12 protein-coding genes are annotated in these 18895 nt (G+C 71.7%); 5 read left to right on the top strand and 7 right to left on the bottom strand.

What is annotated here, in order from left to right:
* Positions 1–291: 291 nt before the first annotated feature.
* The 7 genes from KDM41_12400 to KDM41_12370 all read right to left on the bottom strand — a co-directional run bounded on the left by KDM41_12400 (position 292) and on the right by KDM41_12370 (position 11052).
* Positions 292–1188 (bottom strand): NHL repeat-containing protein, encoded by an 897-nt coding sequence (locus KDM41_12400; protein MCB1184227.1) that lies wholly within the window; start codon positions 1186–1188, stop codon positions 292–294.
* Between the two features lie 378 nt (positions 1189–1566).
* Complete coding sequence (locus tag KDM41_12395) at positions 1567–4659, bottom strand: cytochrome c3 family protein (GenBank protein MCB1184226.1); 3093 nt, start codon at positions 4657–4659, stop codon at positions 1567–1569.
* Between the two features lie 26 nt (positions 4660–4685).
* Positions 4686–6059 carry a peptidyl-prolyl cis-trans isomerase gene (locus KDM41_12390; GenBank protein ID MCB1184225.1) on the bottom strand — a complete coding sequence of 458 codons (1374 nt, stop codon included), beginning with the start codon at positions 6057–6059 and terminating at the stop codon, positions 4686–4688.
* Position 6060: 1 nt separating this feature from the next.
* Positions 6061–7191 carry a hypothetical protein gene (locus tag KDM41_12385; GenBank protein MCB1184224.1) on the bottom strand — a complete coding sequence of 377 codons (1131 nt, stop codon included), beginning with the start codon at positions 7189–7191 and terminating at the stop codon, positions 6061–6063.
* A complete protein-coding gene (locus tag KDM41_12380) occupies positions 7191–7760 on the bottom strand; it encodes a DUF799 family lipoprotein (GenBank protein ID MCB1184223.1) in 570 nt (189 codons plus the stop codon). Before KDM41_12380 ends, KDM41_12385 begins: the two co-directional genes overlap by 1 nt.
* A gap of 59 nt (positions 7761–7819) precedes the next feature.
* Complete coding sequence (locus KDM41_12375; GenBank protein ID MCB1184222.1) at positions 7820–10009, bottom strand: hypothetical protein; 2190 nt, start codon at positions 10007–10009, stop codon at positions 7820–7822.
* Between the two features lie 245 nt (positions 10010–10254).
* Positions 10255–11052: a hypothetical protein gene (locus tag KDM41_12370; protein MCB1184221.1), complete on the bottom strand. Its 798-nt coding sequence runs from the start codon at positions 11050–11052 to the stop codon at positions 10255–10257.
* 69 nt (positions 11053–11121) lie between these two features.
* On the opposite strand from KDM41_12370, the gene KDM41_12365 reads away from it, so the two are divergent.
* The 5 genes from KDM41_12365 to KDM41_12345 all read left to right on the top strand — a co-directional run.
* On the top strand, positions 11122–12261 hold the full coding sequence (locus KDM41_12365; protein ID MCB1184220.1) for a saccharopine dehydrogenase NADP-binding domain-containing protein: 1140 nt from the start codon (positions 11122–11124) through the stop codon (positions 12259–12261).
* Between the two features lie 239 nt (positions 12262–12500).
* Positions 12501–13013, top strand: a complete 513-nt coding sequence (locus tag KDM41_12360) for a hypothetical protein (protein MCB1184219.1) — start codon at positions 12501–12503, stop codon at positions 13011–13013.
* 11 nt (positions 13014–13024) lie between these two features.
* A complete protein-coding gene (locus KDM41_12355) occupies positions 13025–17833 on the top strand; it encodes a HAMP domain-containing protein (GenBank protein MCB1184218.1) in 4809 nt (1602 codons plus the stop codon).
* Positions 17830–18510, top strand: coding sequence for a DUF4159 domain-containing protein (locus KDM41_12350; GenBank protein MCB1184217.1), 681 nt, complete (start codon positions 17830–17832; stop codon positions 18508–18510). The genes KDM41_12355 and KDM41_12350 overlap by 4 nt, the downstream gene beginning before the upstream one ends.
* 14 nt (positions 18511–18524) lie before the next feature.
* The coding region (locus KDM41_12345; GenBank protein MCB1184216.1) for a hypothetical protein at positions 18525–18895 on the top strand (371 nt) is incomplete at its 3' end.

The raw sequence follows: 18895 nt of genomic DNA, 5'->3' as shown, positions 1-18895 counted from the left end.
ACGAGGGCGCCGTCCTGGCTGTTGTGCATGGTGTGGCAGCCGGCGCACTCGGCGACGCCGCCATCATGGAAGGCGAGGACGGAGCTGGCCGACAGGCCGAGAACCAGAACGAGGGTGATTTTGAGCAGAGTCTTCACGGTTTTGCCTCCAAGAGCAAATACAAGGGACTTGTGCTGACGCACGTTGAAGGGAGCGGACGCGGGGTCCGCGGCGGTTGAGGAGCACCTTCCGTTGAAGTTCATGGTCCGAAACACTTCGACTCCTGTTGGCCGGCGCGTGGCCGGCCTCTATTCAATGATCCTCGTCGGCGAGGATATTGAACACCTGCACACGGCCCTGGAAGCCCTGGGCCACGAAGAGCCGGCCGTCGGCGCTGCTCGCCAGGGCGACCGGGTGATAGAACTGGCCCGGGCTCGAGCCCTGGGCGCCGAATTCGCTCTGGAATTCGTAGTCGGTGCCGTCGAAGACCAGCACCTTGTGGCGCATGCGGTCCAGGACGAGCAGTTCGCCGTGGGGGCCGAAGGCGGCGCCGACGGGGAAGACGAGGCGGCCCGGCGACGAGCCGAAGCGGCCGAAGGCGGTCTGGATGGCACCGTGGGCGTCCAGCACCAGGATCACGTGGGTGGCGCCGCCCGGGACGATGATGCGGCCGTCGGGGGCCTCGGCGGGGCGACCGAAGAGCATCAGGCCGTTGTTGCCGGTGGCCTCGCCGCCCAGGTTCCTGGACCAGAGAACGACGCCGGTGTCGGCGTCGTTCTTGACCAGGAGGCCCGAGTTGCTGTCGAGGGTCAGGTAATGGCCGTCATGGGTCACCAGCAGATGCTCGGGATCGAATTCGGCGGTCGGGGCCGCGGCGGTGAAGCCGTCGGGCTCGCCGTAGAGATCGAGGCGGCGCACGGCGTGGGCGCGGCCCGCGAGGCGCTGCAGGAAGACCGTGCGGCCGGCGGCGTCCAGGCTGGCGTCGACCGGCCCCACCAGTGCGGCGAAGCCGCTGGTCCGGAAGACCTCGACGCGGGCCGGATTGAAGATGTGGATGCCCATCTGACGGGCGTCGGTGACGACGATCTCCTGGCTGACGGGGTCGCAGGTCACGGAGACGGGGCGCAGGGCGCCGTCGCTGCCGCGGGAGATCTCGAGCTGGCCCGCGTACTGGAAGCCGAGGCGGGCCTGGGCCGCCGTCGCCCCCAACAGGACACCACAGACGACGCAGGCCGTTAACAGATAAACGGCATTGGCGAGCGTTTGTGGGGTGTTTGTCGGGGCGTTGCGGGTCAAGTTCGGGGCCTTTCTCTGATCTCTCTGCAAATCATCGGACGAAGCGTCACGTGTTTGTCATGGGGATATCATACCACGTGAGCGGGCGTTGTCAAAGGATCTGAGAAAAAAATAACACCATGCTGAGAATCATTTTCCGTATCGTTTTTTGATTTTGTAAGCGGCTTCAAACAAAGAAGTTGGCAAATCGGGTGACAAATGAATGACAGGTTCGCCGGGGCGAACCTGTCATTCTCTTGTCATCGGCGACCCTCCGGGAGGGTTCTGTCATGGCCCCGTCACGGGCCGGGTTCACCCGCGCTTGGTGCGCAGCTTGTCCGTATGGCACCCGATGCACAGTTTGCCGCCCGGATCCTCGGTCAGGAACTTCGGGAACGGCGAGCCGTGGGGATCGTGGCAGCTGCCGCAGCGCATGGCCTGACCGGTCCGCGGGTCCATGACGTCCGGGCCCATGGGGTGGTCGGTGTGCTCGCGGTAGCTGTGGCAGTTCAGGCACATCTCCTTGGGCAGACCCGTCGACGCCACCAGCTCCGGCCGCACGTGCGGATCATGGCAGGCGGAGCAGTTGCTCCCATCGACCCAGGGGTGGGCGTGGGGAGCCGTGCGGTTGGTCTCGGCCTGCGTCTCGTGGCACGTGCCGCACACCACCTGCTGGCTGCGCGGGAACAGAGCCAGTCCGGGCGCCGTGTGGGGCGCGTGGCAGGCGGTGCACGAATCCTCGCCCTTGAGCGGGGCGTGGGCCTCGCCCTCGGCGATCAGCTCGGCCAGGTCGCCGTGGCACCCCAGGCAGAGGGTCTTCTCCGGCTTGGCCAGGGCGGCCGTGCGGCCGGCGTGGCAGTCGTTGCAGGCGCGGTCGGCGAAGGGGGCGTGCACCACCGGATGGGGCAGGCCCGGGTCGTCCGCGGCGTGGGGCGCGTGGCACCCGGCGCAGTCGGTCCCCTTCACGGCGAAGCCGCGGTGGGCCTCGCTCATCTCGCCCCGGTGGCAGCGCACGCACAGCTCGCGGGGCTCGCGCTTGAGGTTCATCTCGGCGACGCCGCCGTGGGCCGTGTGGCAGTTGAGGCACTGGCCCTTGGCGAAGGGCTTGTGCACCAGCTTGAGACTCTTCTGGGCCTCGGTGGCGGCATGGCAGCCGGCGCAGGTTTCGCCGGGCGCCGCGCCGAGCAGGGCTTCGTGCTGCGAGGCGTGCGGATCGTGGCAGGCCGCGCACTGGCCGTCCCGGACCGGCGTGTGGGCCAGCGCCATGTCGGGGACGAGGTCGGCCGCGTCGTGGCACTTGCTGCAGGTGTCGACCACGCGGTCGGATGCGAGCAGGTGCTGGCCGGCCGCCACGTGGGGGTTGTGGCACTCGGCGCACTCGCCGCCGACGAACGGGGCGTGTTCGACCCAGCCTTCGCCCTCCAGCGGCGGCAGGCCGTCGTGGCAGTCGAGGCAGAGGCTGAGCTGGTCGGTGACCGGCTGCCTGCCGTCCTCGTGGCACGTGCTGCAGTCGCGGTCGGCGAAGGGCTCGTGCACGTTGGGATGCAGCAGGCCGGGCTCGGTCGACTTGTGCGGATCATGGCAGCCGAGGCAGTCGAGGCTGTCGGCGGGGCGGTCCTGGTGCGCCTCGCGGAACGAGGAGCCGGACTCGTCGTGGCACGTGAAGCACAGGGCGGGCACCTCGCCGGCGAGGAAGCCGCGGCCCTGGCCGCCGTGGGCCAGGTGGCAGTCGAGGCAGGAGTCCTGGGCCGGGGCGTGGAGCGACCGGACCCCCGTCTCGTCGACGATGTCCTCGTGGCAGAGCTTGCACAGGTTGGCGCTGGGCACCACGAGCAGGGCTTCCTGGGCCGAGTTGTGGGGGCTGTGGCAGGCCGTGCAGTCGCCGTCGGCCACCGGGCGGTGGGGCACGAAGCCCGGCGTGGCGTCCTGGCCCTGGTCGTGGCACTCGAGGCACACGGCTTCGGGCGCGGCGAGCAGCAGATCGGGCTGCTCGCTGGCGTGGGGTGCGTGGCAGTCGAGGCAGGCGCCCTCGCCGGTGGGGGCGTGGAGGCTGCCGCCGTCCGGCGTCGAGGCCAGCGAGGCGTGGCAGCCGAGGCACAGGGTTTCGGGCGCCTCGTTCAGCAGCCCCGCCTGGTCGGCCTGGTGGGGGGCGTGGCAGGCCAGGCACTCGCCCTTGGCGACGACCTCGTGGGACGACGTCGAGGCGATCTCGAGCCGCACCGAGGCGTGGCAACCGAGGCACAGGCCGCCGGCATCGGTCTTCAACAGCTTCGCCTCGGGCGAGCTGTGGGGGTCGTGGCAGACGGTGCAGTCGCGCTTGACCAGGGGCGCGTGGACCGGGCCGGCGTGGTCGGCCGCCGGCGCCACGTCGTCGTGGCATTCCAGGCACACGGTGTTCACCGCGTCGGCCAGCAGGGCCGGATGATCGCCGCCGTGGGGCGCGTGGCAGACGGCGCATTCGCCGTCGGCGACCGGACCGTGGACGACCGCGTACGAGAACGGCACCGCGTCGTGGCACGCGAGGCAGACCTTCTTCTCGGGGGCTACCAGCATGCCCGCTTCGGGGCTGCCGTGGGGGGCGTGGCACTCGAGGCATTCGCCGTCGGCCACCGGGGCGTGGGCCACCTTGGCGCCGCCGCTCACGTCGTCGTGACAGGCGACGCAGAGCTCGCTCGCGTCTCCGGCGAGCACGAAGGAGCCGTCGGCCGCGGTCTCGTGGCAGGAGGTGCAGTCGCCGTCGGCCACCGGCGCGTGCTGCACCGCGTAGAGCAGCTTGTCCTCGTCCGAGCTGTGGGGGTCGTGGCAGGAGACGCAGTCGGAGAGCCGACCCTCCATGCCGGGGTGCTTGCCGGCCAGCTTCCGCGCATCGTCGTGGCAGGAGGCGCAGAGGGCGTCGGATTCCTGGCGCAGCAGGCCGGCGAAGGCCGTGCCGTGGGGCGCGTGGCAGGCGATGCAGCCGTCCTTGGCCAGGGGCTTGTGCACGTTGCGGCGGTTGAAGCGGTCGCCGTCGTGGCAGCTCACGCAGAACTCGCCCCGCTCCGCGGTCAGCAGCATCTCCTGGCCCGAGCCGTGGGCGTCGTGGCACGAGGCGCAGCCGCCCTGGCGCATGGGCTGGTGGACGAACTCCTGCTCGAGGCTGGCTGCGATCTCCTCGTGGCAGGTCAGGCACAGGTTGTTGCCCTGCTCCTTGAGGACGAGCTTGCCGATGACGCCGTGCCGGATGTGGCAGCTCTCGCAGTCCTCGCTGCGGAACGGCTCGTGGGCGTTCTTGCGCTTGAGCTCGGCCCGGGTGTCCTCGTGGCAGTCGACGCAGGACTTGGCCTTGAAGCCGGCCGCCGCGGCGGGGGCGGGGGCGAGTCCGGCGAGCACGATCGCCAGGACGGCCGCGAGGGCGGCGTTCAACATGGGGTTGCTCCTCGGGACGAACACGTTCAGCCCTCCTGGCCGGGGGATGCGGGGGTCGCGGTGGCGGGCGCGCCGTCGGCGGGCGCGGAATCGTCGTCCCGCTGGTCGGCGATGAATTCCTCGATCACGGCGGCGACGGACGCCTCGGCGTCGGGCATGACCGTCACCGGCGTCGCCTCCTCGAGGCGGTCGATGATGGTGATCATCAGGTCGCGGGTGCGGGCCGCCTTCAGGTGGCTGAGCACCTCGTTGCGGCAGGACGCGAGCGGACGCGGGGTCGGGGCCTGCACCTCTTCGACGCGGGCCACGACCCAGCCGCTGGGCACCTGGTAGGCGTTGGGCACGTAGCCCGCCTCGACGTTCTCGGGCGCGATGTTGAGCTTCTCGGGCGCGTAGAAGTCGGTGGGGAACGGGGGCGGGCCGTCGATCACCGTGTCGTCGTTCTTGCGCAGCCAGTCGATGGGCGTGCCGCCCAGGACCTTCTCGCGCAGCCGCTCGGCCTGCTCCGCGTTGGCGACCTTCAGCGAGGCCATCCTCACCATGGCCGGCGGCGTGTACTCGGCGATGTTCTCCTCGTAGAAGGCCTGCACCTCGTCGTCGCTCGGCGCGAAGTCGAATTCGAGCAGGACGCGCAGGGCTTCCTGCAGCACCAGATCGCGTTCGAAGCGCTCCTGCATCAGGGTGAAGGGCGGCCGCTCGAGGGTGCCCTGCAGCTGGAGGTGGTGGGCGAGGGTGGCCTCGGCGACCCAGTTGCGGAAGACCTCGTCGCGGCGCTCGGCGGCGTCGGGCTTGCCGACCAGGCCGTGGTACTCCTTGAAGCGCATGATGCGCGAGAAGCCGGCCACGGTGAGGGTGCCCTTGGGCACGACGGCCAGGACCCGGGGATCCTCCCGCAGCTGCTGCTGGTACGCGTCGTCGTCGCGCCCGTAGTCGAGGCTGGCGAGCACGCTCGAGTCGACCTGCACGTGGTACATGGCGTAGAGGTCGCGCATGTGGTCGGCGACGGCCAGGCGCCGGACCTCGTAGTCGTGGGCCTGGTCGGCGGGGACGCTCAGCGCGACCGAGTCGAGGTAGGCGGCCATGGCCCGGGTCATGACGAACTCCTTGACCGGATTGGCCACGACGAACTCGTCCTGCAGACCCATGCGGTAGCCCTCCTGGATCACGAGCCGGTTCTGGACCAGACGGCGCAGCACCTGGGCGGCTTCGGGCCGCATGGTGGGGCCGTCGTCCTGGCGGCGCTGCTTCATCAGGCCGAGCTCGATCCGGACGTCCGTCGTCGTCAGCGTGTCCTCGCCGACGATGGCGATGGGGCGGGCGTCGTTCGCGGCGGCGGCGGCCGGCAGGGCGGCCACGAGCACGAGTCCGGCGACGACGAGGCGAGCGAGAGTGCGGGTCATGTCAGTTGTCCTCCAGGTCCTTCAGGAAGTCCTGCCAGAGCTCGCGCGAAGCGATGTCGATCTCCTGCAGCAGGGTGCGGTGAAAACGGCGACCGAACCAGCCGGCCCGCCGGGATGTGTCCACGAAGAGTTGGTCGGCGGCGATGATGCCGCCGGTGCGCAGGTCGACCAGGCGCAGCGAGAGCAGGAAGTCCCGGATGGCCAGGCTCGGGGCGGCGTCGAAGGCGACCGTGACGCTGGCGGGACCACGGCGGGTGGCGTCGAACGAAATGAGCTCGGAAAGGATGACGCTGCGCGCGCCGAAGTCCTTCTCGAGCAGCCGCCGGGCCTCCGCGCCCACCCAGCGCGATTGCAGGCCGGCCGTCTGCAGGGCGACCACGGCCACCGCCGGATCGACGATGCGCCAGCGGTTCTCGGCCAGCGCGCCCCTGAGGTACAGGTGGGTGGCCGCGAGATCGGCGTCGGCGTTGGTGCCGACGCCGCTGGCCGGCAGGAAGAGGATCACGTCGTCGGCGGTCACGGCGCGGGGCGTCAGGAGCTCGGCGACGACCGCGGCCGCGAGGTCGGCCAGATCCCGCTGCCAGGCGCGATCGGCGGGGTCGTCGAAGGTCGGGGCGGCCGTGGTGTCGCCCACGGCGGCCAGGGCGGCGTTCGCGGTGGCGCGGGGCACGTCGCCCTCGGCGATGGCGACGGCGCGCAGCGAGCCGTCGGCGCAGCCGATCAGGCGGCCCATCAGGACCAGCCGTTCGGGGCGGCTCACGAGGGTCAGCAGCACGAGTTCCGCGGCACCGGCGTCGCGGCGGCAGGCGTCGAGGAACCCGGCGCCGACATTCATGCCGCTGCGCACCCGCCACTCGCGGCGCGGGCCATCGAGGCGCCCGGACTCGACCACGGGGCGGCCGGCCTCGGCCAGCAGGGTGGCCGTGCGGGCGAGGGTGAAGCGGCGCATCCGGGCCACCGCGGCGGGCATGCCGGCGTGGGGCTGGCCCTCCACGAAGAAGAGGACCGCCGTGGCCGGTCCGGCCAGAAAATCGGCCGGCGCAGCGGCCTGGGCCCGCGCCGCGCACGGGACCGCCGCCGACCCCAGCAGGACGGCGCACAGGACCACGGTCATGCCCCGACGTCCGCGCATCAGAACAGGGTCTCCTGGGCGTCGCGCACGACGCGGCGGGCCACGTCGTACAGGGAGGCGGAGCTGCCGCCGAAGAGGCTGCGCCACAGGCTGCCGCCGTCGGCGCGGGACTGGGCGTTCCAGACCAGGGCGCCCGTCTGTGTCTCGACCAGGGTGAAGCGCGCGGTCACGGCGTAGGCGGCGTCCCCGCCGGTGCGGTCCAGGCCGTACTCCTCGACGGTGCCGAAGAAGATGGCGTCGGCGCCGGTGAGCTTGCCGAGTTCCTGCATCTGGGCGGGCGTGGGCTCGGAGTCGGGGCCGAGACGCAGCTGCACCATGGCATCGAGCACCTGACCGGCTTCGAGGACGCGGACCGCATCCTGCTGCAGCAGCTCCGAGAGGAAGATCGACTGCACGCGGGGCGCCGCATGGACGTCCTGGGTGAGGTTGCGGAAGGGATAGACGGCGACCGTGCCGATGAAGCTGAAGTCGACGTCGGTCCGCACGTACGACGAGGTGCCGGGGGAGCAGCCGGCCAGGCTCCCCAGCAGCAGGGCGACGGCCACGGTGGCGGTGATCAGGGTCCTCATCCTCAGTTCCTCCCGGGCCCAGGGCCCTCCGGTGTCCGCGTCGCCCTGCCGGCGACGCCCTAGAAACTCCAAGCGCCCCGCAGGGTGTAGCTGAGCGGATCGTTCCGCTCGCCGAGCTGGTCGACGATGCTCTTGTCCACGCTCGCGAACAGGTCCAGGCGCGGACGGGGGCGCCACGTGACGCTCGCGCCGCCGCCGCGCTGCCGGTAGTCGGTGCGCGTGTCCTCCTGGTGGTTCACGAAGAAGCGGAAGAGCATGGAGCCGCCCGTGAGCGGCGTCCAGGTCAGGGTGTTGCGGTAGAACCAGTCGTCTTCCTCGCGCTGCTGGTACACCGCCTGGCTCGACAGCTGGAGCAGCGGCAGCAGCGACCAGGAGACGTTCAGTTCGGTGTCGTTGAAGGTGCGGTAGTCGGCCGCGGCCTCCTCGCTGACCCAGCGGTCGGAGCGGCGCAGCTCGAAGCGCACGCTCGGCCGCGGCGTGCCCCGCAGCTCGGACACGAGCACCCAGGAACTGGCGGTCGCGGTGAGGGTGGGATCGTCGCGCAGGCCGTAGCTGACCTTCTGGAAGAACACCAGCAGGGGGGCGATGCGCCACGTCACGTCGCCGGTGAAGTTGTTCGTCTCGTGCTGGTTGATGAAGCTCTCGTCCACGGTGCGATTCCAGCTGAAGCGCGGGATCAGGTTCCGGTCGCCGGTGCGGGTCAGGGAGACGAGCTGCGAATTGGACTTGGTGTCCTGCCGGGTCTCGCCGCGCAGCGTGTGCGATTCGTACTGGCCCATCAGGGTCCAGGTGTCCCAGCGCTGGGTCAGGCCGGCCACCCAGGCCAGGCCGCGCAGGTCGCGTTCGTCCTCGTCGTAGTAGCGGTTGTTGATGTTGGTGGACAGACGCGCCGTCAGCCGCCGCGTCAGGTCGTATTCGGCCTGGGCGTTCACGCGCGCATTGAGCACCGACGAGGTGCGGTCGGGCGTGGTGCCGACGGACGTGGCCCAGGGTTCGAATTCCGTGACGAAGAGATCCGGTGCGACCGGACCGATCTTCACGTTCACCAGCTTGAAGCGCCGATGCGAGACGGGACTCGTGAAGCGCACGAGCCAGCCCTGCCGTCCGGTCTCGTTCTCGAAGTAGCTGACCGTGTACGCCGACCGCGGGGGACCGGCGCTCCAGTCGCGGCCGTCCGGATCGTCGCTGGCGTAGACGAGCCACTGCATCAGGCCGGGGAAGTCGACCCGCCGGTCGACGTACAGCCGCAGTTCGGAGACCTCGCGGGGTTCGCCGAAATCGAGGGCGATGTTGCGGTAGTCGCCGCCGAACTCGCGCACCACCGACGCGTTGTCGCCGAGGTCGACGGCCGTCGGCGTGTCGCGGTCGTTGTCGATGAGGTCGGGCACGGCCACGGGGTCGTCCTCGAGCGGATCGAGGGATTCGGGCGTGTCGTCGAGGGTGTAGCTGCCCAGGGCCGGCGGCACGTAGACGAGGCTGAACTGGTCGTCGCGGCGATCCTGCTGCCGGAAGTGGTTGGCCAGGGCGTGGACCGAGAAACGGCCCCGCCCGTCGGCGAAGCCGTGGTCGCCCCGGTACTGGGCGTTGTTCGTGGTGAAGGTCGTATGGACGCCCTGAGATTCGGCGTCCTGCCGGGAGCGCGCGAAGCGGTACGAGAACTGGTCGCGGGGCGACATGTCCCAGATGGCGGTGGCGCCCAGGTTGTGCTCGCGGTTCTCGCGGTCGCTGCCCACGGCGTAGCGCCACGAGGCCGTTTCCTGGACCGAGGCGTCGAGCTGCCAGGTGGCCCAGGTGCCGTTGTACCAGGCGGTGGCGTCGAGGTACTCGTCGCGCTGATCGGCCTGCCCCGTGCGCACCTGGTCCGTGCGCGTGGCGCGACCGGTCAGGCCGAGGCGGTGGTGGTCCGTGCGGTAGGTGAGCGTGGCGTTGGGCAGCAGCGAGGTGCGGTCGGACGTGGTCGTCGCGAAGAGCGAGGTCGACTCGAGGGATTCGCGCCGCACCAGGGCGTCGAGGGAGAAATAGAGGCGCGACGTGAGGCTGGCCCGTTCCCCGAGGGAGTAGACCTCGCGCAGGTTGTCGGTCTGGTAGGCGAGAGTGCCGCTGCGACCTTCCTGGTGGGTCTGGCGCACGTCGAGACGACCGTCGATCGCTGCGGCCGGCAGCGCTCCCGCGAGCAGCACGCAGCCGACCGCGAGACCACCGAGGCGCGGAGCGAAGCGGGCGCTGGGATTTCGACTGGTCTTGGCCAAAGCAGGCATCCGGTGTCGGTTCCCTCGCGATCGGCGCCGGGGAGCGCGCCGACCGACGGCATGGCGCAGGCTGGAGTTCCGTCCTGCAAGGTCTTAGCGCCACCGGCAGGCGAGGGGAGTGGGGTTCTCCGCGGGCCTGTGGCGTGGTTAAAAAAATAACAGAGAAAGAGGGGGAGATCAATTTTTTAAAGGCGAAATCCCCTGATTTTGTAGGAATTTATTGCGGATGAGAATGAGAACTGGGATCAGTTCCGCACGGCGAGCAGGGGCGCTGCGGCGGGTCGGTCCGGCGAGGCGGCCGGGCCCACCTCGTGACAGCCGAGGCACAGGGCCTTGGGGGTGGGGATGGCCCGCACCAGGTCCTTGGTCTCGGCGGTGATGTCGTGGCAGGACTGGCAGGCCAGACGTCCGTCGAAGAGCGGGATGCGCGGGTCGATCTCCTCCCGGAGGCGCCGGGCGCCCCAGCCGGAGCCTGGCCGGACCAGCACGTCGATGGGGTGGGACGCGTGGGTCGCGAACGTGAGCGGCGTCTCCTCGGTGGCGGCCATCCAGGCCGAATCCGAGCCCTGGTCGTGGCAGTTCAGGCACCCGCGGGAGGGGCTTTCCCCGTGCAGATCGGCCCCTTTCGCGTGATAGACCGCCGCCGCCTGCAGGTGGGCCCCGTTCAGCTTCGAGCGGTCCAGTCCCGCGGCGTGGCAGGCGAAGCAGTGGGCCGGATCGGCCTGCCGCGCGCCGGCGAGGTCGAGGGGGCCGGCGGCCGTGAGCATGGTCTCCGGCGTGTGGAACGAGTGGCAGTCGACGCAGGCGCGGCCGGCGTCGCGGTGGAATCCGAAATCCGGGCCGGCGTCGGCGGGTCGCCCGGCGGCGCCGTGGCAGCCGGTGCAGCGGCTATTCGGGGCTTTGCCGCCCGCCTCGCTTGTGCCAATATGGCACTGCTTGCAGGAGGCGGCCTCATGGGCCGCTGGCGCGGCGACGACCGTCCCGGCCAGGGCCAGGGCGGTCGTGAGGATCAGGCTGCGGAGCACGGTGTCGTATCTCATCATGAATCAAGTTTCGACACCTTACTGACAATCTTTAGGCCCATGTGCGGGTCGTGACGGAGGGATGGTCCCATGCGGATCCATGTCCTGGGCGGGGGCCTCGTGGGGGGGCCCATGGCCCGTGATCTGGCGGGCGACGACGAACACGACGTCACGGTCGTCGATCGGGATCCGGCGGTGCTCGAGGCCCTGGCGGCCCAGGCCGACGTGGCGACCCGTCAGGCCGATCTGGCGTCGCCCGCAGCGGTGCGCGAGGTGATCGCCGACGCCGATCTGGTCGTCGGCGCGGTGCCCGGCCACCTGGGCTTCCGCACGCTCGAGGCCGTCATCGACGCCGGCCGCAATGTGGTCGACATCGCCTTCTTTCCCGAAGATCCCTTCGCGTTGGACGCCCTCGCGCGCGAGCGCGGGGTCGTGGCCGTGGTCGATTGCGGCGTGTTCCCGGGCATGGGCAGCGCCCTGATCGGCCGCCTGCACCGCAAGCTGGACCGCCTCGAGCGCGTGCTGGTCCTCGTGGGCGGGCTGCCCGAGGTGCGCGAGTGGCCCTGGGAATACAAGGCGGTGTTCTCCCCCGTCGACGTCATCGAGGAGTACACCCGCCCGGCCCGCTACATCGAGCACGGTCGGGAGGTCGTGCGGCCGGCGCTCTCGGATCCGGAACTGGTGCACCTGCCGGGCGTCGGCACCCTCGAGGCCTTCAACACCGACGGCCTGCGCACCCTGGTGCGGACCATCGGGGCGCCCCATATGAAGGAGAAGACCCTGCGCTATCCGGGCCACGCCGAGAAGATGGCCCTGCTGCGCGAGTGCGGCTTCTTCGGCACCGAGCCGGTGGACGTGGGGGGACAGGCGGTGCGCCCCGTGGACCTGACCGGCCGGCTCCTGTTCCCCATGTGGGAGATGCACGAGGGAGAAGGGGACCTGACCGTCATGCGCATCGAGGTGGAGGGCGAGCGCAAGGGGCAGCGGCTGCGCTACGTCTACGACCTGCTCGACCACGCCGACCTCGAGCACGGCGTGTCGTCCATGGCCCGGACGACGGGCTACACCGCGACCATGACCGCGCGGCTCATCGCCGCGGGCCGCTTCACCCGGGTGGGAATCTCGCCGCCCGAGTATCTCGGCGCCGAATTCGGCCTCGTCGATGCCCTGCGGGAGGGGCTCGAAGCCCGGGGAATCTTCTACCGGGAGCAGGTCGAAGTCGTCAGCTGAGGCCGCTGGGCCCTGTCCCCGGAAGTCGCCAATGTGCGGCCTTTTGGGCACGGTGTCCGGGACCGGATGGCCATCCGGATGCGGGATGGTGGAGTTTTTTGTCGCCTGGAAGCCCGCTCAAGGGGCTGCGCCCCGATTCCGGGCCGATCCGGTCGGCGCGCTCCTTGGCATGGCCCTTGCCCGGTCGCGGAGACCGAGCCGCGTCCCTCGCGGTCGCCCTGAACCGATGGAGATCGTCTTTGCCCCTTGTGAACGCGTTTCCCCGCCGCCGCGCCCTTCCCGTCGGACCCGCCGGGTTCGGCCTGCTGCTGGTCGTCGGGCTGCTGGTCGTCGGGAGCGCCCACCCCGCCGTCGCCCGCATCGTGAAGGAGCGGGACGGCGAGGTCGTCGCCCCGCGCGCCGTGTTCGGACGGCTGGCCGCCGCCTGGGAGGATGGGGACGAGGAGACCCTCGCGGGTCTGGTCCATGGCGACGGCCTGCGCGTGACGGCGGGGCCGTCCGGCGGGCGCGTCAACCACTACAGCCCGAGCCAGGCGTACTACTACTTCCGCAACGTCTTTCGGGCCCATCGCACCCTCCTTTTCGAGTTCGAGATGATGCAGGACGCCACCGCCGGTGAGCGGGTGCACGGCATGGCCACCTGGAAGCGCCGCCGGCCCGACTCCGAACACGTCGAGGTCCTCAAGCTCGTCTGCACGCTGGTGCGGGAGGACGATGCGTGGAAACTGGCGGAGATCAACACGATCCGGTAGGAGGCCGTCACATGGAGGGGCTGCGGGCCCGGGCGCTGGCGCTGGTCGGAATGCTCTGCCTCGTGGGGCAGGGCGTTCTGCTGCATGCGGGCAGCACCGGCGCCACGGCACCCCGGCTGCCCCTGCCCTGGCTGTTCACGCTTCTGGGCGGCGGCGTCGCCCTGGCCCTCGCCCTGACGCCTCGCCGCCGCGACGACCACGCCGACCGCGAGCGCCTCCTCTGGCGCCTGCTCTCCCTGCTTGCGGTGGCGGTGCTGCTCGGCACCTCCCTGGCCTACAACCTGGTGGCGAGCCGGGCGCCCGCCCGGCCCGCCGACCATTCGGCGGCCCTCGATCGGGCCGTTGCGCGGGCGGCCGCGGTGGCGCCAGCGGTGGTGGCCTGGTGGGAGGACGGCGCGCCGGTGGCGGCCCTGGATCTGGCGGCCCGGTCGGTGTCGCCCGCGCCGGCCGACACGGTGCCGCCCCGGGGCGGCGATCTCTTCCGGCATCTGGAAGCCTGGCCCGCCGCGTGGCGCGCCGCCGGTCTCGAGCTGCCGGCCGGGGCCATCCTCTGGCGCGACGGCGAGCGGATGGCGTGGTGCGGGAACGTCGAGCCGCTCGGGACGACGAAGGCGCGCACGGCGCCGCCCGACCTGCCGGAATGGCGGCGGTCCCTGCGTCCCGGACGCGAGGGCTGGATCCTGCAGCAGATGACCGTGCTCGCCACGGGCGAGATCCTCGAACTGCAGGTGCGCCTGGCGCTGCCGGACCTGAAGAGCCTCGACGCGGACGTGGAGATGGTCGTCGGCGCCGTGGACGATCCGGCCCTCTCCATGGACGACTCCGGCCTGCTCATCGAGCAGGTGGGCTTCGGCCCGGACGGCGGCGCGCCCTACGCCCATCTGCTGGCCCGCCCCGAGTCGCCGGCCGAGCAGCGCAACGTGAGCCGGGCCCGATTGCTGCTGGCGGCCCTGCTGGCCTGGGCCGTGGCCTGCGCGGGGCTCGCTCGCCTGGCCGGCGGCGTCGGCGCGCTGGTGCTCGCCCTGTGGGCGGGCCGCATGGTGCTGGCCCGCGCCGACGCGCTCCGCTGGGTGGGGGCGGCCCTGCCCGACGCGGCGTTCCCTGCGACGCCGGGTTCGTGGCTGAGCCTCGCCGATCCGGCCTACTTCGCCACCCCGTTCGCCGGCGGCTGGTTCGCCTCGACGGCCGATGCGGTGGTCAGCGCGATGGTCGTGGCGGTGACGGTGTGGGTGCTGCTGCGGCGGCGGGGCCTGTCGGGGGCGGATGGCGAGGGCGAGGCCCGGCCGCCGCTGCTGGGGCCGCATCCGGTCGGCGGCCTGCTGTTCGGCGTGGCGGCGGGCGGCCTGTCGGGCAGTCTCATGTTCGTGGCGCGCCTCGTGGCCGACAACGCCAACCCGCGTCTCATCGGCACCGGCGTGAGCGTCGATGCCCTCGCGTTCTGGGGCCTGCAACTCGTGCTGGCCCTGCTGGGGCTGGTGGTCGTGGGACTGGCGATGGTGCTCCTCGGCGGCGGCCGCTGGCCCGCACCGGCGGCCCGGGTGGGGTGGCTCGGCGGCGGCGCCCTGGCGGCCCTGGTCGCGGCCCTGGTGGCGGCCCTGCTGACGCGCTGGTGGGGCGGGACCATGTGGTGGGCCTCCCATGCGGCCGCCGTGCTCTTCGCGGGCGGGGCGTGGTTCGCGGCGCCCTCGCTGCGCTCGCACCCCCGCTTCCTGCGTCGTTTCGTCTGGCCGGTGCTGTTGCTGGTGGCGGTCGTGGGATCGTACACGGCCCTGCGGGAGGTGTACGACGCGGCCGAGCGGTCGTGGCTCGACAACCGGGGCACACGCATGACCGAGGCCGACCCGGACTGGCCCCGCTTCCTGCTCGGCACGGTGCTGGTCGACATGGTCGAACGTGACCGGCGCGAGGCCGTCGCCGCCGGCGGGGATCTCTGGAAGGACGAGGCGGCGTGGCGCCTGTACCGGGGCTCGGCCCTGGCCGATCTCGGCCAGCAGTGCGCCGTGGAGCTCATCGACGCGGCCAACACCGAGGAGAGCTACTTCGCCCTCGGCTTCATGAACACCGGCGTGTACGAGGTCGTGACGCGGGGACCGTGGGTCGACATGTCGGGCGTGCCGGCCGACGTCCGCACCGAGTTCCTGTTCCGGGTCGAGCGCCGACGCTATCCCGGCGGCGACGAGGAGATCCTGACGGCCGAGGCCGAGCGGGCCGACGGTCGCGGCTGGCTGCGCGTCGACCTGCCGATCCGCTCGTGGCGGGTGACGACCCTGACCGAGTCCCTCGCCGGCGACGCCGGGGCCCGGCTCGGCCGCTATCGTCCGCGGGCCGAGGTGAATCGGCCGGTCATCCTCATGCTGGCCGACGCCGGCGGCTGGGTCGACACCGGGCCGGTGGGCGTGCCCGAGCCGGCGGCCGACCGCGCCCTGGCCGAACTGCGGCGGGGGCAGCGGGACTGGGCCGTGATCCGGGCCGGTGGCGACGAGTGGCTGTGCCTGTGGAAGGCGCTGCCGCCCGCCTACGCGCGCAGCGAGGGGGAAGGGTTCCTGCTCGGGCTCCGCCGCACGCGCCTGCGCGAAGACGTGCTCGACCTTTCGCGCCTGATGCTGCTCGATCTCGTGTTCTTCTTCGTCCTGTTCGTGGGCGTGCAGATCTGGCGGCGGCTGTGGGGCGATCGCGACACCGGCGGCTGGCGCCTCGGTTTCCAGGAGCGCTTCCTCGCCGGCTACCTGCTCCTGGGCCTGGTGCTGCTCGTGCTCGTGGGCATGTCGGTCGACCAGGTGGGCTACGAACGGGTGCGGGGCGAGGCCCAGACGCGCACCCGGGCGGGGCTGGCCCTGGCGGTCGAGCAGCTGCGGGCCCTGCTCGGGGAACAGGCGCGGTCGCTGGTGGACAGCGAATACATGGACGACCTCATGCGCGGGCGCCTGTCGGGCCAGCGCCCCCTCGGCACCGAGGCCATCCGGCAGGGCATGGTCTTCGCCGCGGACGGCCGCCTGCTCCTGGACGAGACGCTCAGCGACCTCACCCCGGAGGAGGCCCGGGCCCTGCTCGAGGCCGGGCGCGACTCGCCCATGGTGGTCGTGCGCGACGACGACGATGTCTTCGTCGGCGTGCTCATTCCCATCGACCTGGGCGACTGGGCCGCCGCCGCCGGCACCGACACCGTCGGTCCCGGACACGCGCAGGTGCAGACGAACGGCTTCTTCTTCTACCGGCAGCGCCTGGACAAGGCCCTGGTGCGTGGACTCGCCGACCTCGTCGGCGGCCAGCTCACCATCGACGTCGACGGGCGGCCGCTGTTGGCGAGCCATCCGGCCACGGTCTTCGCGGGAACCGTGCCCCTGCTCGCGGCGCCGGCCAAGATGGTCGCGGTGCTCGACCACCCCGTGGGCCCGAGCGTGTTCGCCTCGCCCGGACGGCCGTTCGCGTTCACCGCGGCGCGGCCGCTGACCTCCCTGTCCCGCTCGCCCGCCGGCGCGCTGCGACGCGATGCCCAGCCCGCCGTGCTGAACCTGGCCTTTCCGGATCGCGAGGTCGAGTACGAGAACCAGCGCAACGCGACGATCCTCTTCCTCGCCGGACTGGCGAACCTCATCCTGCTGACGGCGCTGATCATGGCCCTGCTGCTGTCGTGGAACATCTTCCGCCCGGTGCGGCTCCTGCTGACCGCGACCCGCTCCCTGGCCCAGGGGGACTTCGAGGCGCCGCTGCCCGACGCGGGTCGCGACGAGGTCGGGCGCCTGGCCGGGGCCTTCGGCTCCATGCGCTCGGAGCTGCAGAAGGCGCGCGACGATCTGGCCGCCCGGGAGCGCTTCCTGGCCACGGTGCTCGCCCGCGTGACCGTGGGCGTGGCCGTCCTCGGCGACGACGGGGTGGGGGTGCTGAACCCGGCCGGCCGGAGCATCCTGGCCGACTTCCTGCCCGGCCGGCCGGACGACGGCGCCGCCCGCGACCTGCTGGCGCGGTTCGGTGCCCTGGCGCCGGGGCGCGACCGGATCACGGGCGAGCTCGTCAGCGACGACAACCGGCGCACCCTGCGCGGCGCCCTCGCGCCCCTGGCCCTGCCCGACGGGCGGGTCGACACCATGCTCGTCTTCGAGGACATCACCGAGTTCCTGGCCACCAAGAAGATGGCCCTCAACGCCGAGCTCACCCGGCAGGTGGCCCACGAGATCAAGAACCCGCTCACGCCGATCCAGCTTTCGGTGCAGCTGCTGGGCCAGGCCTGGCGCGACGCCCATCCGCAGCTCGACCGCATCGTCCCGGAGACGGTGGAGCGGGTGCTGCAGCAGGTCGAGTTGCTGCGGAGCATCGCGTCGGAGTTCAGCCTGCTCGGCCGGCCCGGCGAACTGGAAACCGAGCCCGTCGACCTGCTCGCCCTGGTGCGCGACGTGGCGGCGGGCTACGCCCCGGATGCGGCAGAGGAGATCGTGCGGTGCGAGACGCGGGCCCTGCCCCCGGTGCGGGCCCACGTGGCCTCGCTGCGGAAGATCCTGGGCAACCTGACCCAGAACAGCCTCGACGCCGCGCGCCCCGGGGTGCCCCTGCGGGTCGAGGTCTCCTGGCGGGTGGCGGCGCGGTCATTGACCCTGGTCTGGCGCGACAACGGGGCCGGTCTGCCGGCCGATGTGGCTGACCGCCTGTTTGATCCGTATTTTTCCACCAAGAGCAAGGGCACGGGGCTGGGGCTGGTGATCTGCCGCAACCTGGCCGACCGCATGGGCGGAACGATCACGCTCGCCAACCGGGACGACGGTCCGGGCGCCGTGGCCGAGCTCACCCTGCCGCGCGTGGCCGACGACGAGGAAGGACAACCGTGAGACCCCTGTGCGCCGCCTTGCTGACGTGGGCCTGCGTGCTCCTGCTGGGAGCCGTCCCGGACGCCTGCGGCTCCGAGTCGCTGGGCCGGGTGCGCATCGCGCGGCTGCACTACGACGGCGGGGGCGACTGGTACTGCGATCCGAGCAGCCTGCCCAACTGGCTCGAGACGTTCCAGCAGCGCACCGGCGTGCCCACGGCCGACACCGATGCCGTGGTGACCCTCGACAGCGAGGATCTCCACCGCTACCCCTTCCTGTACGTGTCGGGCCACGGGCGCATCGCCCTGGACGACGCCGACCGCCGCACCCTGCGCCGCTACCTCGACGCCGGCGGCTTCCTCTACGCCGACGACAACTACGGTCTGGACCCGTCGTTCCGGCGGCTGGTGGCCGAGCTCTATCCCGAAGAGGAGCTGGTGCCCCTCGGGAGCGACCACCCGATCTACAGTTCGTTTTATGTCCTGCCCGGATTGCCGAAGATCCACCAGCACGACGGGGAACCCGCCCAGGGCTACGGCGTATCGAGGAACGGTCGGCTGGTCCTGTTCTACAGCTGGTCGTCGGACATCGGCGACGGGCTCGAGGACCCCGACGTGCACGGCGACCCGCCCGAGGTCCGGGAGGCCGCCGCGCGCATGGCCGTCAACGTCCTGATGTACGCCCTGACCCATCCCTGAACCGGAAAGACCGCATGAACACCCGTCCGTCCCCAGACCCCGCGCTCCTGTTCCGCACCCGCCTGCAGCGGCTGCACGGGCGTGTGCGCCGCCGGGCCCTGGCCCACGGGCTGCTGCGCTGGGGCGCGGCGGTGGGGCTGCTCGTGCTCGGCTCGGCCTGGGCGGTCGGCGGCGAGACCGGTCCGGGGGCCTTCAACGGCTGGGGGCTGAGCCTGTCCCTGGCCGCGGTGATCGGGGCCCTGACCTGGCGCTGGCTGCTGCGGCCCTGGCGTCGCCTGCACCGGCCCGAGCGGCTGGCCGCGCGCATCGAGGAGGCGGCCGACTTCGCCAACGTGGTGGTGGCGGCCGAGGAGGCGGGGCGCCGGGCCGACCGCTGGCCCGGCGA

Source organism: bacterium, from assembly GCA_020440705.1.
In the GTDB taxonomy this organism is placed as follows: Bacteria; Krumholzibacteriota; Krumholzibacteriia; order LZORAL124-64-63; family LZORAL124-64-63; genus JAGRNP01.
Note: the sequence above shows the minus strand (reverse complement) of the source record. Positions and strands in the feature narration are given on the sequence as shown.

Excerpts from the sequence above, each read along its gene's own strand:
- KDM41_12395 (MCB1184226.1), bottom strand. The coding sequence starts at position 4,659 with ATGTTGAACGCCGCCCTCGCGGCCGTCCTGGCGATCGTGCTCGCCGGA.
- KDM41_12355 (MCB1184218.1), top strand. The coding sequence starts at position 13,025 with ATGGAGGGGCTGCGGGCCCGGGCGCTGGCGCTGGTCGGAATGCTCTGC.
- KDM41_12390 (MCB1184225.1), bottom strand. The coding sequence starts at position 6,059 with ATGACCCGCACTCTCGCTCGCCTCGTCGTCGCCGGACTCGTGCTCGTG.
- KDM41_12380 (MCB1184223.1), bottom strand. The coding sequence starts at position 7,760 with ATGAGGACCCTGATCACCGCCACCGTGGCCGTCGCCCTGCTGCTGGGG.
- KDM41_12370 (MCB1184221.1), bottom strand. The coding sequence starts at position 11,052 with ATGATGAGATACGACACCGTGCTCCGCAGCCTGATCCTCACGACCGCC.
- KDM41_12385 (MCB1184224.1), bottom strand. The coding sequence starts at position 7,191 with ATGCGCGGACGTCGGGGCATGACCGTGGTCCTGTGCGCCGTCCTGCTG.
- KDM41_12365 (MCB1184220.1), top strand. The coding sequence starts at position 11,122 with ATGCGGATCCATGTCCTGGGCGGGGGCCTCGTGGGGGGGCCCATGGCC.